The sequence below is a fragment of the Chloroflexus islandicus genome (assembly GCF_001650695.1).
Taxonomy (GTDB): domain Bacteria; phylum Chloroflexota; class Chloroflexia; order Chloroflexales; family Chloroflexaceae; genus Chloroflexus; species Chloroflexus islandicus.
Window position 1 is genome coordinate 1 of sequence record NZ_LWQS01000033.1, and the last position, 15,495, is coordinate 15,495.

Consider the following 15,495-nt stretch of genomic DNA (forward strand, 5'->3'; position numbering starts at 1 on the left):
ACAATGGGGGAGCGGGGGCGCTTGCGGGATGTCATTGCGAGGGGGCGCAGCCCCCGCAGCAATCTCCTGCTCTAGCGTAGACCAATGGCTTACCAGCACCCCTCCCGTGCTCGTGTTGAGGGGCAGACAGAACATCGGTCGGGAACCCGGCCCTGAAGGGCCGGGCTAGGCTTACGAAGCCCGCTGCGCGGGCTGATGCCCCCACCCCTTGCCCCTCCCCCGCTGGGGGAGGGGTGATAGGGAGCGCAGCCCGGAGCTTTCCGGCATCGCACCGCGATCGACAGTTGTGATCAACTGCAGGTGCTGTCCGCCCCTCAACCCGTGCTCGCGGGGGAGGGTTGCGCCGCGCGTAGGCAGAGCACCGCTCTGCCCCTACGCGCGGCTCGCAATGACAATGGGGGAGCGGGGGCGCGTGGCCGTGCGCCCCGGCCGGCCTACGATTGGGCATCGGTTTCGGCGCGTTCGATGGCGCTGCCGATACTGAAATATTTCGCTTCGGGGTGATGCACCACGATCGCGGCGGTGCTCTGTTCGGGCACGAGTTGGAAGGCTTCGGTCAAAGTGACGCCGATCTCTTCGCCGGGCATGATGCGCCAGAGCTTGGCATGCTCGGCGAGATCGGGGCAGGCGGGGTAGCCCCACGAATACCGCTTGCCCCGCCGCTCATCGAGGCCCAACCCTTGCCGGATGAGGCGGTTGGTGTATTCGGCCAGCGCCTCGGCTAAGCTGACGCCGAGGCCGTGGATATAGTAGCTGCGGCTGTAGTCGCCGCGCCGCTGCAATTCATCAACCAGTTCGTCAACCGCATTGCCCATGGTGACGATCTGGAAGGCGGCGACATCGTATTCACCGCTCTCGACGCTGCGGAAGTAGTCGCTGATGCAGAGTCGCTCGCGGGCCGGCTGGCGCGGGAAGACAAAGCGGGTCAGTTCACGTGACCGGTTGGCCGGATCGTAGACGATCAACTCCAGACCATCGCTCTGCACCGGGAAGTAGCCGTAGATCACCTTCGGCTGCAACCAACCGTCGCGCTCAGCCTCGGCTAGCAATTCGCGCACCTTCTGATCGAACTCGGCCCGCAACTGCTCCCATTCGGCGCCTTTCGCATTCTTAGCCCCCCATTGCAGCCGGTAGAGGCTGTTGCGGTCGAGACACTCGACCACATCGCTCAGGCGGATGCGGCTGGTGGCCCGCCAGCCCCAGAAAGGCGGCACTGGCACCGGCACATCGGTGCGCACCGCCGAACGCACGCCGGCGGCGGTGGCCTGCGACGCCGCACCGAGTTCATCCAGCGCCACCCGCCCGGTTATGCGCCGGTGCAGCACATTCGCCGCCTCACGGATCGTCTGCTCGATGAACTGCTCGCGGATGGCCGGATCGCTCAGCCGATCCATCGTCTCTAGCCCCTCAAACGCATCTTTGCAGTAGAAGACGCCAGCAGGGTACGGTTCTTCCTCATCGACAAACGTGATGCGCTGGCCGTATTGGCGATTGATCGCCGCGCCGCCGACTAGCACCGGAATGTTGAGCCCGCGCCGGTGCAACTCTTGCACGCAGAGCGGCATCTGTTTGCTGGTGCTGACCAGCAGCGCCGAGAGACCGATCGCGTCGGCCTGCACTTCCAGCGCCTTTTCGATAATGGTGTTGATCGGCACCTGCTTGCCAAGGTCGTAGACGGTGTAGCCGTTGTTAGAGAGGATGGTATTGACCAGATTCTTGCCGATGTCATGCACATCGCCGTAAACTGTAGCCAGCACCACCTTCGCCTTGCTCGAACCTTCGATCCGGTCGAGGTAGTTTTCGAGCCGGGCAACCGCCTTCTTCATCGCTTCGGCGCTCTGCAACACGAAGGGCAAGATCAGTTGGCCGGCGCCAAACAGGTCGCCAACCTCTTTCATCGCCGGCAACAGCACGTTATTCAACACCTCAACCGCGGCCCGGCCCTGCGGCGACGCGCCCTGCTCATCGCGCACCGCCGCCGCTGGATCGCTAAGGCGTAAACCAAGCGCTTGCAGACGCTCATCAACCGCCTGATCGATATCGTCCTCGATCCCCTCTTTCTTGCGGTGCAGAATCTTCCAATGCAGCCGCTGATCGACCGTCATACCAGCAGTGGGATCTTCGCGCTCGTTGTCGCTACTGGCCGCGTGTTGCTCAAAGTAGGCGATAAAGCGGGCCAGCGCATCTTCGCGGCGGGCAAAGATCAGGTCTTCGCACAGCTCGCGCTGTTCGGGATCGATCTCGGCATACGGGGTCACATGGGCCGGGTTGATGATTGCGGTGTCGAGACCGGCAGCCACCGCGTGGTAGAGGAAGACCGAATTGAGCGCGGCGCGGGCATGGGGGGCTACGCCAAAGCTGAGATTGCTCACGCCAAGGGTGGTAAAGCAGCCGGGAATCCGTTGCTTGACAAGCCGGATGCCTTCGAGCGTCTCGATCGCCGACCGGCGCAACTCTTCTTGGCCGGTGGTGATTGGGAAGGTCAACACATCGAAGACGAGCGCTTCGGCGGGCAAGCCATACTCATCGCGCGCAATCTGGGCAATCCGCTCAGCGATGGCTGCCTTGCGCTCGGCGGTGTGCGCCATGCCCTCTTCGTCAATCGTCATGGCGATCACCGCCGCGCCGTAACGGGCCGCCAGCGGCAACACCTTGTCGATCTTCGCGCCGCGCCCGCCCTCAAGCGACACCGAATTAATCATCGCCCGGCCGGGATAGATCGCCAACGCCGCTTCGAGCACATCAACCTCGGTGGTGTCGATCACAAGCGGCAACTCGATATTGAGGGTCAGCTTCTTGATCAGGCGGGTCATTTGCTCTTTTTCATCGGTGCGCTCGGTCATCGCCACACAGACATCGAGCATATGCGCGCCGCTCTCGACCTGCTCGCGAGCCACCTCAAGCGCGCCGTCGTAATCGTCGCGCAGCAGCAGCCGCTTCACCTTCCGCGAACCGAGCGTATTCAACCGCTCGCCGATCATGGTGAGGGTAGCGTCTTGGCGCAGCGCCGCGGCGCGAATGCCCGAACTGACGCTGGGAATGTACTCCACCTGCCGCGGTTTAGGACGCGGTGAATCACCCAAGATCTGGCGCAAACGGGCAATATGAGAGGGGCGAGTGCCGCAACAGCCGCCAACAACCGCCACACCGTAATCGAGCACAAACTCACCCAGCGTCTCGGCAAACGGCTCCGGCTCCATTGGGTAAACAGTGCGGCCTTCCACCTCAAGCGGCAGACCGGCGTTGGGAATGCACGAAATCGGCTTCCGCGAATGGGCGGTCAGATACTCGATCGCCGCCCGCATATGTTCGGGGCCGGTGCCGCAATTGAGGCCGATCACATCCACCGGCATCGCTTCGAGCGTGGCGATCAGGGCCGGCACATCGGTGCCGAGCAACATCCTCCCGGAAAGATCGAGGAAGACCTGCGCCTGCACCGCAATATCAGGCCGGTTAAGATCGAGCTTAGCCCGCCGGATGCCATCGAGCGCAGCCTTGACTTCCAGAATATCAACGCTCGTCTCCACCAACAACAGGTCAACACCACCCTCAATCAAGCCAATCGCCTGCTCGCGAAAAATATCCGACAGCTCGGCAAAGGTGATGTTGCTCAGCTCAGGATCATCTGACGAGGGCAGCTTGCCGGTCGGCCCCATCGAACCAGCGACGTAGCGCGGACGGCCATCGCGCTCGGCGAAGCGATCGGCGACCCGGCGGGCCAGCGCGGCGGCGGCGCGGTTAATCTCAATTGTGCGATCACCCAATCCCCATTCGGCGAGGCGCGGACGAGTGCTCTGAAAGGTATTGGTCTCGATCACATCGCAACCGGCCTCAAGAAATGAGGTATGGATCGCTTCAATCACATCGGGACGGGTGATCACCAGATAATCGCGACAGCCGAAGGTCGCCTCGCCGCCGTAATCCTCGGCAGTCAGATCAAAGGTATCAATCGAGGTGCCCATCGCACCGTCGTAGATCAACACCCGTTCGGCTAGAGCTTGGAGATAAGTTGGTCGCGTCACATCCGCCTCGTCAGATCTTCCAGAAAGGGAACGCCGCAGCGCATTCCCGGCCAAAGCATCCCATAAACAAGCGCCGGCAGCTCTTGGCAACAGCGCCGGCGCTGAGTCGTTTCACAAGGTATACTATAGCATAATCGCCAAGCAGTGAGCGTGCCAAAATGCTCGCCAGCCGGAGAGATGGCGCGTACGGAATGGCGGCAGGAGCAGCATAAGGCTTATGCCGGTCAGGACACATGATGATGTGTCCTTGCCAGCCGCAGCGGATAGAGCCTAGTTCAGCGTCGTCTGGCTATTCGTCGCCAAATAGATCACCCGCTCGCCGATATTGGTGGCGCGATCGGCAGTGCGCTCAAGGGCATGCACCATATCTAGCAGATCGATCGCCGCTTCAAACCGGTCGGGGTCTTGGCGAGCATCGGCGATGATCAGCGCGCGCAGGGTATCTTCCAGCTCATCCACCCGTTCATCGTAAGCGGTCAACGAACGAGCCAACTCAGCATCTTGGCGCAAAAACGCTTCGAGGCTGGTATTGACCATCTGTAACGCTAGTTGGGCCATCTCGTGGATCTGAGGCGGCGGCGCGACAAACGCTGCGCGGCGCGACGCGCGCCGCACCCGCTTAGCAATGCTGTTGGCGTAATCTCCAATTCGCTCCAACTCGCCGGCAATCGCCGTCACCACGCTGGTCAAACGCAGATCAGACGCCACTACCGGCTGCTGGGTGGCCAATACGTGGATCACACTCTCTTCCAATGCCCGCCACGCCTCATCGATCTGCCGATCATCGTGAATGATCTGCGCCGCGGCAACAGTATCCCACGTTTCAAGGCAATGAATGGCGCGTAACAATTGCTGCTCGACCATGCTGAACATTCGCAGCAGATCTTCGCGCAAAGCGCTGATCTGGCGAATATACCGTTCGCGCACCATGGACTTATTCCTCCTCGCCTTAGCCGGATCGGCGTACCATCTTCGACTATACACCTGTACCGCGGCACTGGCAATAGACTTACGCTTAGGAAGCGACAATCTCATTATACTTGAAACCTCGATGGGATTGGTGAAGAATCTGCCGCGTTGCATCGTTATCACTCTATTATCAGACAACCCGTCAATCCAGCATCAGGATAGGGTATTCGATTTTTCTCACCCAAGCAACGCAACCATGGTACACACCATCCCGCAATCGCCAACCGGGCCGCGCTGATTGCTGCCACAACCTGCGATAACCCGCTCTGCCCAGCGGATGATCTCTTGACGGGCACACGCGGTTGTGATAAAATAGTGTCAGTTTTACACCAAAGAAAGGAGGCCGGTGATGCCCGCAATCCACGATTTGGCGACGCGCAGCGCGCCATTTCTGACCTATCTTGAGCAGTGGTACAACACGTTGCCAGAGGTTGATCTCGCGACGATCATTGGCGATGCGCCGGAACGGGTTGCGCTCTGTTCGATTGACATGATCAACGGCTTCTGCAAAGAGGGGCCGCTGGCCGGGCCGCGGGTCGGCGCACTGGTCGAGCCGGTGGTTACATTGTTCAACCGCGCCTATGAGCTAGGGGTGCGCGCCTTTGTATTGACCCAAGACACCCACGATCCGGCGACGCCGGAGTTTGCCGCCTACCCGCCGCACTGCATGGCCGGCACTGCCGAAAGCCAGACGATTCGCGAGCTGGCCGAGCTGCCATTTGCCGATCAGATTGTGGTGATCGAAAAGAATTCGCTCAGCTCGCACCTTGGCACCCGCTTTGGGGCATGGCTGGCCGAGCACCCGCAGATCGACACCTTTGTGCTGGTTGGCGATTGCACCGATCTGTGCGTCTACACCGCCGCGATGCACTTGCGGCTCGAAGCCAACGCCTTCAATCTCAAACGGCGGGTGATCGTCGCCGCCAATGCGGTTGACACCTTCGACACCCCGGTAACAGTAGCGCGCGAGCTGGGCATCTATGCCCACGACGGCGATTTGCACCACGTCTTGTTCTTGCACCACATGGCGCAAAACGGGGTGGAAGTGGCGAATATCCGCTGATCATTGTCCGGCGGCGTTTCCAGCTAGTATCGTGGTATACTAGACTCTTGATCGCCGCAATACTGCCGGGAATGACTATGCCGGACACCGAAGATCTTGCTGCTCTGACTGTTGCCGAACTGGTGGCGCATGTGCGCGAGTTGCGCAGCGCCAACGCTCAACTGCGCCGCCAGTTGCACCCTGCCGGCCCACCCTTAGCCGCCCACGCGCTGGCCGAGGAGCTGATCCGGCAAACATCGCTGTTGGCGCGGCTAGGGATCGAGTTTCGCGACGATCTCGAACCGCTGGCGCTGGCCCAGCAGGCGTTACAGTCGGTCACGATCAATCTGCCCGCCGACGAGGCGACGGTCGTACTGCTTGGCGCCGATCAGCAACCGGCCCATGCCCTGACGGCGGCGCTCGGCGCGCCACGGCTGTTGCCGCCTGACCGGGCCGCCGAACTGATCACGCAGGGCAGCGCCGGTTGGGCCTTGCGCCACGGCAGCAGTGTCGTCTTGCTCGATCTCGCCAACGATATCCGTCGCTTCCAGCTCCGCGAATTGCAGGCCGGCGGCAGTCTGATCGCCACGCCGATTCGGCAATCAACGGCCACGATCGGGGTGCTGATCATCTATCGGCTCGCTACCCATGCGTTTAGCAGCAGCGACCTGATCTTGATCGAGAGCGTGGCTGCCCAGCTCGGCGTCGCGATTGGCGCGGCCCGGCTCCATCAGCAACACCGCCTTCGCCAACAACATATTTTGGCCTTGCTCAACTTCGGCCAGACGTTTACAGCCAGCCACACCTTGGGCGACGTGGCGGCGCAGTGCCATACCATCGCGACCGAAACCTTTGCCGCCCGCTGGGGGTTGCTCTTTGTGCGCCCCTCGCCGCAAAGCCAACCGGCTTGGATCGCACCCGCCAACCTTGCCCTCGAAGCGCCGGTCGCCGCTGCTGGCGGCGCAGCCCAATTGACGGCTGATAGCCAGAGCGTGGTGACGATGGCCCTGACCGACGATCTGACCTGCATTGCTCTACCCCTCATCCACGACGGCGCGTCGATCGGCGGATTGGCGCTCGGTTATGCTGGCCCGCAAGCTACCCCATCCGGCCTTGATTGGAACCTGTTGGAATTGTTTGCCCGCCAGACCGCGACGGTCTGCGCCACGTTACAGCTCCTCGCCCGCTTGCGCGAACAGACGCAGCTCCTCGAAGAGCTGATCGCCGAACGCACAAATCAATTGCAACGCTCACGGGATTTGTTGCGGATCGTGTTTGATAGCCTCCCCGAAGGCGTTGCCTTGCTCGACGAGAGCGAACGGCTCGCCGCAGCTAACACCGTCTTCGCCAATCAGATTGTTGGCCGCCACCCCCGCGAATTAGTTGGCAAGACCTACGCCCATCTGCTGCGTATGATCGAACGGGCAGCTCCCACCTCGATCGAACTGCTGCCCGACCCGCGGGCCGGCCGGCAACGGCTGCGCATCCGGCAGATGTTGCCTGACGGCGCGCGCAGTTATGTGATTGAACGGATGGATATTCCAGCCTCGCACGGCCAGCCCGCCTCGCGGTTAGAGTTCTGGCGGCGCGAACCATAGTTGTTTTCGTTGTCTAGCACCTTAGAATCACACAATGCCATACTTGCACACAACCCGCAATGGAATTCGCATCCTGATCGAAGAGTTGCCGCATACCCATTCGGTGGCGATCGGTTGTTTCATTGATATTGGCGCTCGCTACGAGCCGGCGGAAGTGGCCGGCGCTGCCCATTTTATTGAGCACATGCTCTTTAAGGGCGCTGGCGCGTACCCAACGGCCCACGCCATTTCACTGGCAATTGAGGGAGTCGGCGGCTACCTCAACGCCTCAACCGGTTACGAGACCACCGCCTTTTACGCCAAAGTCGCCGCGATCCATTTTGATCGCGCCTTGCACGTGCTCAGCGAGATGGTGCAACGCCCGCTGTTTGACGCAACTGAACTGGAAAAAGAGCGGCGGGTGATTATCGAAGAGATCCGCGGGATTCAAGACAATCCCACCGAAGTCGTGCATGAGTTATTGCAGCAGACGATGTGGGGCGATCACCCGTTTGGGCGCGACATCGCCGGCAGCATTGCCACCGTGAGCGCCATATCGCGTACCGAGCTGCTGCGCTTTTTCCGCCAAGGCTACCATGCCGGCAATCTGGTGGTGTCGGTCGCTGGCAAGATCAACGCCGAGCAGGCGATCCCCGCAATCGAGCGCGCCTTTGCCGATCTGCCTGCCGGCCAGCGCCCCGCGGCGATTGCCGCGCCGGCGTTGCCGCACGAACAACGGCTGAGCCTCCTGCCGCGCGACATCGAGCAGGGCAATGTCTGTCTTGGCCTGCCCGGCGTCTCGTACCACGACCCCGACCGGCGAGCAGTGCAGGCGCTCGATGCCCTCCTCGGCGGCGGTATGTCGTCGCGCCTGTTCCAGACCATCCGCGAAGAGCACGGTCTCAGCTACAATATCGGCTCGTACCATAACGAGTTTGCCGATACCGGGATGTGGGTGATCTACGCTGGGGTGGAGCCGGAGGCCTTGCGCGACGCGGTGGCGATGACGCGCCAGATTGTGCGCGATTTGGCCGAATACGGCCCGACGGCGCAAGAGTTGGCGACGGTGAAAGAGCAACTGAAAGGCAGTCTGCTGCTCTCGTTGGAAGATACGTGGGCAGTAGCATCGCGCAACGCTGCTAGCTTGCTCCGCCACCAGACGGTGCAACCAGTTGAGCAGATCATCGCCGAGATCGATGCGCTCACCCTTGCCGATTTACAACGCGCTGCCCACCGCTTGTTGGGGGCGCAGCAACAGTGGCTGGCAGTGGTTGGCCCTTACAATGACGATGATCGGGCCGATTTGCAAGCCCTGCTCGAGGAATGAGGCCGGTTGATGAAAACAGTTGCCGTTGTTGGCGCTGGAATGGCTGGGTTGGCCGCCGCTTGCGCGCTGCAAGCCGCCGGTATCACGACGGTCGTGTTTGAGAAGAGCCGCGGGGTTGGCGGTCGCGCCGCAACACGTCGCATCGGCGACTGTTGTTTCGATCACGGCGCGCAGTATGTGAAAGCGCCTTCCACGGCTTTGCAAGACCTGATTGCCGCTACCGGCGACGCAGTGCAAATCCAGCGTCCGGTGTGGACGTTTACCGCCGCCAACCAGATCGGCCCCGGTGATCTGGCGTATGGAAATGAGCAGAAGTGGACGTGGCCCGCCGGCATCACGCGCTTGGCGAAGTATCTCGCCAACGGCCTCGATGTGCGGCTAGCGACCACCGTCGCGAGCGTGCATGCCGCCGGCGACCGCTACCGCCTCACTGCTGCTGACGAGAGCGATCTCGGTCACTTTGACGCTGTGCTGCTCACCGCCCCCGCCCCGCAGAGCGCCGCGATCCTCGCTGCCGGTGATCTGGCGCCGGCGAACACCGCTCTGATCGCGGCGCTCCATTCCGTCCAGTACCGCCGCTCGATCAGCATCACTGCCGCTTTTCCGCATCGCCCCGCCGTGCCGTGGTATGCGCTGGTCAATACCGATCGCCATCACCCGATCAGTTGGCTGGCGTGCGAACACGACAAGCCGGGCCGCGCCCCGGATGGGGTCGGTTTGTTGATTGCGCAGATGAGCAACGGTTGGGCCACCGCCCACTGGGAAGATTTGCAGAAAGGGACATTCGCGCCCGATGATCCGATACCGCCGCCGATCAATGAGGCGCTGGCAATGATTCGGGTGCTCGCTGGCGATCTTGGTGCGCCGCTGTGGGTCAATGTGCAACGCTGGCGCTACGCTTTGCCGGATACCGCCACGCCGTTGACAACAATGGATCGGATTGTTGTCGCAGGCGATATGGTAGCCGGGCAAGGGCGAGTGCATTTGGCAATCGAAGATGGCTGGCGCGCTGCGGATCAGATTCGAGGGTGGTTAGGGTAGCAGCCATCTGTCATTGCGAGGGGGCGAAGCCCCCGCAGCAATCTCCCGCTCAGGCGGGAACGAACGCTGCGCGGTTGCGCTTGCAAGGGCAGGAGACGCAGTGCTGCGGCGGGAACGCGCCTCATACAGCGGGTTTATCCCGTGCTCGCGGGGGATTGCTTCGCCGCCTCCCGGCGGCTCGCAATGACATCAGGAGAGCGGCAACAGCGCGCACGACCATCTGTCATTGCGAGGGAGCGGCGGCGTCCGGCCCCGCCGGAGCCGCCCGACCGAAGCAATCTCCCGCTCAAGCGGGAACGAACCCTGCGCGGTTGCGTTCGCAAGGACAGGAGATGGCGGTGCTGCCGGCAGCAGCGCGCTCCATACAGCGGGTTGGCCCCGTGCTCGCGGGAGATTGCTTCGCCGCGCGAGGGCAGCGCATCGCGCTGCCCCTCCCGGCGGCTCGCAATGACATGAGGAGCGTGTTGGACACCTGTTTCCACCCCCACAAACGGGGTGCAGAGGAACAATCAAGGAACACATTATGACAACCTCTACTTGGCCGCCAGTCTTCGACGGGCACAATGATGTGGTGCTCGACCTGTACCGGCCTGAACCGGGCAAGGAACGCGACTTCTTTACCGCCAGCCCGCACGGCCATCTCGATCTGCCTCGCGCTCGCGCCGGCGGGTTTGGCGGCGGGTTCTTTGCGATCTACGTACCGCCGCCGCCGGCTCCTAAACCGCTGGCCGAACCGCTGCCCGAACCGCCCTATCACCTGCCATTGCCGCCGGCGCTCGATCACGACTATGCTCTGCGCACAACCCTCGCCATGGCGGCGCGTTTGTTTCGCGTCGAAGCCGAATCGCAGGGCCAGTTGCGCGTCTGCCGCACCGCCGGCGAGATTGCCGATTGCCTAGCCAACAATGTCATTGCCGCCGTCTTCCACATTGAAGGCGCTGAGGCGATCGGCCCCGATCTCGCTGAGCTTGAGGTGCTCTACCAAGCTGGCCTGCGCTCGCTGGGCCCGGTCTGGAGCCGGCCCAACATCTTTGGCTACGGCGTCCCGTTCGCCTTTCCCGCTTCGCCCGATACTGGCCCCGGCCTGACCGAGGCCGGCAAGGCGTTGGTGAAAGCCTGCAACCGGTTGCGCATTCTGATCGATCTCTCGCACCTTAACGAAGCCGGTTTTTGGGATGTTGCCCGCCTGAGCGACGCGCCGCTGGTGGCAACCCACTCCAATGCCCATGCGATCTGTCCCAGCAGCCGCAATCTGACCGACCGGCAACTCGCGGCGATCCGTGAATCGGGTGGGATGGTCGGGCTGAACTTCGCTGTCACCTTCCTACGCCCCGACGGCAAGCGCGATGCCAATATGCCGCTGGCGGTGATGGTGCAGCATATCCAGTATTTGGTCGAACGATTAGGGATTGATCACGTCGGTTTCGGCTCTGACTTTGATGGCGCGCTGATGCCGGCGGCAATCGGCGATGTGCGCGGCCTGCCCCGGCTCTTACAGGCGCTGGCCGAGGCCGGATTTACACCAGCCGAACTGCGCAAGCTGGCCTACGAGAATTGGTTGCGCGTCTTGCGTTTGACGTGGGGAGGATAAACAAACGAGTATGCACGACCTCAATCCAACCGAGCAACGAGTGCTCGCTGCCATCGACGACGCTGGCTTGCTAGAGGCGCTGGCCGCGCTGGTCAGCATCCCTAGCCTTGACGGCACTGCCGCCGAAAATGAAGCACAGGAATACGTCGCTGTGCTGCTGGCTGAACAAGGGATGGCTGTCGATCGCTGGGAGATCGATCTGCCGCAGTTGTACGCACACCCCGCCTGTAGTTGGGAAGTGCCGCGCGAGCGGGCATTGGGGGTGGTGGGAACGCTTGGCGCTGACCGCGGCGGTCGCAGCCTGATCTTCAACGGGCACGTTGATGTGGTGCCAGCCGGTGACCGCCGCCACTGGCGCAGCGATCCGTGGCAAGCGACCATCCTTGATGGACGGGTGTATGGACGCGGCGCGCTGGATATGAAAGGCGGCTTGTGCTGCGCGATCTTTGCCGCGCGCGCGATCGCCGCTGCCGGGGTGCGCCTGCGCGGACGGTTGCTGATCCAGAGTGTGATTGGCGAAGAAGACGGCGGCTTGGGCACCTTGGCAGCTATTCTGCGCGGCCATACCGCCGATGCCGCGATCGTCGCCGAACCGACCGAACTCAAGGTCGCGCCGGCCCAAGCCGGCGCGCACAACTTCCGCCTGACCGTCTACGGCGCGGCGGCCCACGGCTGCGTGCGCGAAGAGGGCGTGAGCGCGATCGAGAAATTCGCTCCGCTCCACCAAGCCATCCTTGATCTCGAACACCGCCGCAACGAACGTCTACGCGCCGCTGACCCCAGCGGTCTGTTCACCCGCTACCGCACCCCCAACGCCATTTGCATCGGGATCGTGCGGGCCGGCGAGTGGGCCTCCTCTGAAGCCGAACAACTCGTAGCCGAAGGCCGCTACGGGATCGGGATCGGCGAAGACCCAGCCGCCGCGCGCGCCGAACTTGAGCAGGCGATCGCCGCTGCTGCTGCCCAAGACCCGTGGCTGCGCGATCACCCGCCAACCTTGGAATGGTGGGGCGGGAGGTTTGATCCGGCCAGCACCCCGCTCGACGCGCCGATTGTGCAGACCTTAGCCGGCTGCGATCAGACCGTGCGCGGCGCGCCGCCTACCTTTGAAGGCATGACCTACGGCGCCGATATGCGGCTGCTAGTAAACGTCGCCGGCATCCCCACCGTCTTGTACGGGCCGGGTGATGTGCGCGACGCGCACCGGCCCAACGAATCGGTCGCTCTTGCCGATCTGCAAGTTGCAACCCGCGTTTTTGCCCTCACTGCGCTCCGTTTTTGCGGTTACGACGAGGAATAATCGTATGAAAACCAGTCTCCAAATCGCTGCCGAAGCCCGGCTCGAACCGATCGGCGTCATTGCTGAACGGTTCGGTTTACCCGCGGAGTATCTCGAACCGTATGGCCGCTACCGCGGCAAGATTGATCTCGCCTTTCTCGATGACCACACCGATCGCCCGCGTGGCCGCTACATTCTGGTCAGCGCGATTACCCCGACCCCGCTCGGCGAAGGCAAAACGACCACCTCGATCGGGTTGGCAATGGCGCTCAACCGGATCGGCAAGCGGGCCGCCGTCACCCTGCGCCAATCATCGCTTGGGCCGGTATTCGGCATCAAAGGCGGCGGGGCCGGCGGCGGCTACAGCCAGATCGTGCCGCTGGCCGAAAGCATTTTGCACCTCAACGGCGACATTCACGCCGTCTCGCAAGCCCACAACCAACTAGCGGCGCTGGTCGACAACAGTTGGTACCACGGCAACCCGCTCGACATCGACCCCGACCGGATCGAGATCCGGCGAGTGGTTGATGTCAACGACCGCTTCTTGCGGCAGGTGACGATTGGGCTTGGCGGCAAGCAAAACGGCTTCCCGCGCCAGACCGGTTTCGACATCAGCGTCGCCAGCGAACTGATGGCAATACTGGCAATGGTAAACGGCGCAGGCGCGAAAGCGGCGCTGCGTGACCTGCGTGCGCGCATTGGCCGCATGGTGGTGGCTTTCCGCCGCGATGGCACGCCGGTCACGGCTGAAGATGTGCAAGGGGCGGGAGCGGCGACCGTGCTGATGCGCGAGGCGCTCAAGCCCAACCTGATGCAGACCATCGAAAACACCCCGGCCCTCATCCACGCCGGTCCCTTCGCCAACATCGCGCAAGGCAATTCATCGATCGTGGCCGATCTGGTCGCGCTGCGCTGCGCCGAGTATGTCGTCACCGAAGCCGGATTTGGCGCCGACATCGGGGCCGAAAAGTTCTTCCATCTCAAATGCCGGGCTAGCGGTCTCTGGCCGGATGCCGCCGTGGTCGTAGCTACCATCCGCGCCCTCAAGGCCCACAGCGGCAAGTACGAGATTGTGGCCGGCAAGCCATTGCCGGAAGCGTTGCTGCAAGAAAACCCTGACGACGTACTGGCCGGCGGGGCCAACTTGCGCCGCCAGATCGCCAACATCACCCAGTTTGGCGTACCGGTGATTGTGGCTCTCAATGCCTACCCCGAAGACACTCCAGCGGAGATCGAAGCGGTGGCCCAGATTGCGGCTGCCGCTGGCGCTGCCGGTATGGCGGTGAGCAATGTCTACGCCGAAGGCGGGGCCGGCGGCATCGAATTAGCCCGGCTGGTGGCGCAGGTTGCGGAACGGCCCGGCCCGCGTGAGCCGAAATTCCTCTATCCGCTGGACATGCCCTTGGCCGAGAAGATTGGCGTGATCGCCCGCCGCATCTACGGCGCCGCCGGCATCGAGCTGAGCGAGACCGCTGCCGCGCAACTAGATGCCTTTGCGGCTGCTGGGTTTGGCAACCTCCCCATTTGCATGGCCAAAACCCATCTCAGTCTCAGCCACGACTCCAAGCTGCGCGGCGCGCCGGAAGGCTTCATCTTCCCCATCCGCGAAGTGCGGATCAGCGCCGGGGCCGGGTTCATCTTGCCCATCGCCGGCACAACCGTGACCATGCCGGGATTGGGTGCGCATCCGGCGGCCCACCAGATCGATATTGACGAAGACGGGAACATCGTCGGGTTGTTTTAACGCCGCCTCCGTGCCCGTTACCAATACGTTGAGGGGCAGACAGAAATTTGGTTGAGGACCACTGTTGATCGCTGTGCGATGCCTCAGCGCTTAGATCTCCGCTCCCCTCTCCCGCGCCAGTGGGAGAGGGGCTGGGGGTGAGGGTGAAATAGCACATCTCAAAGCCATCAACACCTCTACGCTTATACGTTCTGTCCGCCCTTGAACACCAATGTGACGGGCACGGTATTACGCTGGTAACGCGCGCACGATACGATATAGGAAGCGTCGCAACCAACTTTCACCACCAACAGCGCCTATGATCATTTCACATCCGCGCCGTACCACCATCTCACGTCACGAACAATTCCAACTCGCCCAACAAGCGCTGCGCCGGCGCGACCGCGGCGCCGGTTTGCTAGCGCTCGGCGCTAGTCTTATCGTTGGCGCCATCGGAGCGTTGATCTGGTTGCAACCGCTCATCGCTCCCATTCCGGCCAGCATCGCGATCAACCTGATAGCGATTGGCATTGGCGTAGCTTGCCTCATTGCCGGCTGGCGCCGCTACAGCTTTCACCGCCAACTACGGGCCGCAACCGCCATCACCGATGCCCCAGTGATCGATTGCTGGATCGAAAACGCCTTTGAGGGCGAGCCGGGGGTGATCGCATGGGAGTTGATTGTTGCCAAACCAGACGGTAAAGAAGTACGATTGCGGCAAGCGCAATTGATCGATCCGTCATTGGTTGCGCAATGGCAACATGCCGCAACGGTACCGGTGCGCTATATGCCGGTAAACCCGGCGGTATCGGTCTTGGCAATCGAGTAGCGGCTACGCGCGGGGCCGGTGATCCCGAATATCCCACGTTACTCAGATCATAGGCGGCAGCGGAGCGCGAAGATGCTGGCGGCCCGAATATCCTG

At 62.4% G+C, this 15,495-nt stretch carries 10 protein-coding genes; 8 read left to right on the forward strand and 2 right to left on the reverse strand.

All coding sequences use genetic code 11. The annotated features are described in order from the left end of the window. Window positions 1–434: 434 nt before the first annotated feature. Both metH and phoU read right to left on the reverse strand, forming a co-directional pair. A complete protein-coding gene (gene metH / locus A6A03_RS02250) occupies window positions 435–4,022 on the reverse strand; it encodes a methionine synthase (protein WP_066783165.1) in 3,588 nt (1,195 codons plus the stop codon). A gap of 270 nt (window positions 4,023–4,292) precedes the next feature. Next, the gene (phoU, locus tag A6A03_RS02255) at window positions 4,293–4,952 is read right to left on the reverse strand and encodes a phosphate signaling complex protein PhoU (RefSeq protein WP_066783166.1); all 660 of its coding nucleotides are present in this window, start codon (window positions 4,950–4,952) and stop codon (window positions 4,293–4,295) included. Between the two features lie 388 nt (window positions 4,953–5,340). Here phoU and A6A03_RS02260 point away from each other — a divergent pair, with 388 nt between their 5' ends. From A6A03_RS02260 to A6A03_RS02295, 8 genes are all read left to right on the forward strand, one after another. Beyond that, window positions 5,341–6,054, forward strand: a complete 714-nt coding sequence (locus tag A6A03_RS02260; protein ID WP_066783167.1) for a cysteine hydrolase family protein — start codon at window positions 5,341–5,343, stop codon at window positions 6,052–6,054. Between the two features lie 77 nt (window positions 6,055–6,131). Continuing rightward, the gene (locus A6A03_RS02265; protein ID WP_066783168.1) at window positions 6,132–7,631 is read left to right on the forward strand and encodes a GAF domain-containing protein; all 1,500 of its coding nucleotides are present in this window, start codon (window positions 6,132–6,134) and stop codon (window positions 7,629–7,631) included. 34 nt (window positions 7,632–7,665) lie between these two features. Continuing rightward, window positions 7,666–8,937, forward strand: coding sequence for a M16 family metallopeptidase (locus A6A03_RS02270; RefSeq protein WP_066783170.1), 1,272 nt, complete (start codon window positions 7,666–7,668; stop codon window positions 8,935–8,937). 9 nt (window positions 8,938–8,946) lie between these two features. Further along, window positions 8,947–9,978 (forward strand): NAD(P)/FAD-dependent oxidoreductase, encoded by a 1,032-nt coding sequence (locus A6A03_RS02275; RefSeq protein WP_066783172.1) that lies wholly within the window; start codon window positions 8,947–8,949, stop codon window positions 9,976–9,978. A 523-nt stretch (window positions 9,979–10,501) separates the two neighbouring features. Beyond that, window positions 10,502–11,569, forward strand: coding sequence for a dipeptidase (locus A6A03_RS02280; RefSeq protein WP_066783174.1), 1,068 nt, complete (start codon window positions 10,502–10,504; stop codon window positions 11,567–11,569). A gap of 10 nt (window positions 11,570–11,579) precedes the next feature. Beyond that, window positions 11,580–12,869, forward strand: coding sequence for an ArgE/DapE family deacylase (locus A6A03_RS02285; protein WP_066783176.1), 1,290 nt, complete (start codon window positions 11,580–11,582; stop codon window positions 12,867–12,869). A gap of 4 nt (window positions 12,870–12,873) precedes the next feature. Next, window positions 12,874–14,592, forward strand: coding sequence for a formate--tetrahydrofolate ligase (locus tag A6A03_RS02290; protein WP_066783178.1), 1,719 nt, complete (start codon window positions 12,874–12,876; stop codon window positions 14,590–14,592). A 298-nt stretch (window positions 14,593–14,890) separates the two neighbouring features. Then, on the forward strand, window positions 14,891–15,400 hold the full coding sequence (locus tag A6A03_RS02295; RefSeq protein WP_066783180.1) for a hypothetical protein: 510 nt from the start codon (window positions 14,891–14,893) through the stop codon (window positions 15,398–15,400). The last annotated feature ends 95 nt before the right edge of the window (window positions 15,401–15,495 follow it).

Bases quoted from the DNA above. Each gene is read 5' to 3' on its own strand.
- A6A03_RS02265 (WP_066783168.1), top strand. From the start codon at position 6,132: ATGCCGGACACCGAAGATCTTGCTGCTCTGACTGTTGCCGAACTGGTG.
- phoU (WP_066783166.1), bottom strand. From the start codon at position 4,952: ATGGTGCGCGAACGGTATATTCGCCAGATCAGCGCTTTGCGCGAAGAT.
- A6A03_RS02280 (WP_066783174.1), top strand. From the start codon at position 10,502: ATGACAACCTCTACTTGGCCGCCAGTCTTCGACGGGCACAATGATGTG.
- A6A03_RS02275 (WP_066783172.1), top strand. From the start codon at position 8,947: ATGAAAACAGTTGCCGTTGTTGGCGCTGGAATGGCTGGGTTGGCCGCC.
- A6A03_RS02260 (WP_066783167.1), top strand. From the start codon at position 5,341: ATGCCCGCAATCCACGATTTGGCGACGCGCAGCGCGCCATTTCTGACC.
- A6A03_RS02270 (WP_066783170.1), top strand. From the start codon at position 7,666: ATGCCATACTTGCACACAACCCGCAATGGAATTCGCATCCTGATCGAA.
- A6A03_RS02295 (WP_066783180.1), top strand. From the start codon at position 14,891: ATGATCATTTCACATCCGCGCCGTACCACCATCTCACGTCACGAACAA.
- A6A03_RS02285 (WP_066783176.1), top strand. From the start codon at position 11,580: ATGCACGACCTCAATCCAACCGAGCAACGAGTGCTCGCTGCCATCGAC.
- A6A03_RS02290 (WP_066783178.1), top strand. From the start codon at position 12,874: ATGAAAACCAGTCTCCAAATCGCTGCCGAAGCCCGGCTCGAACCGATC.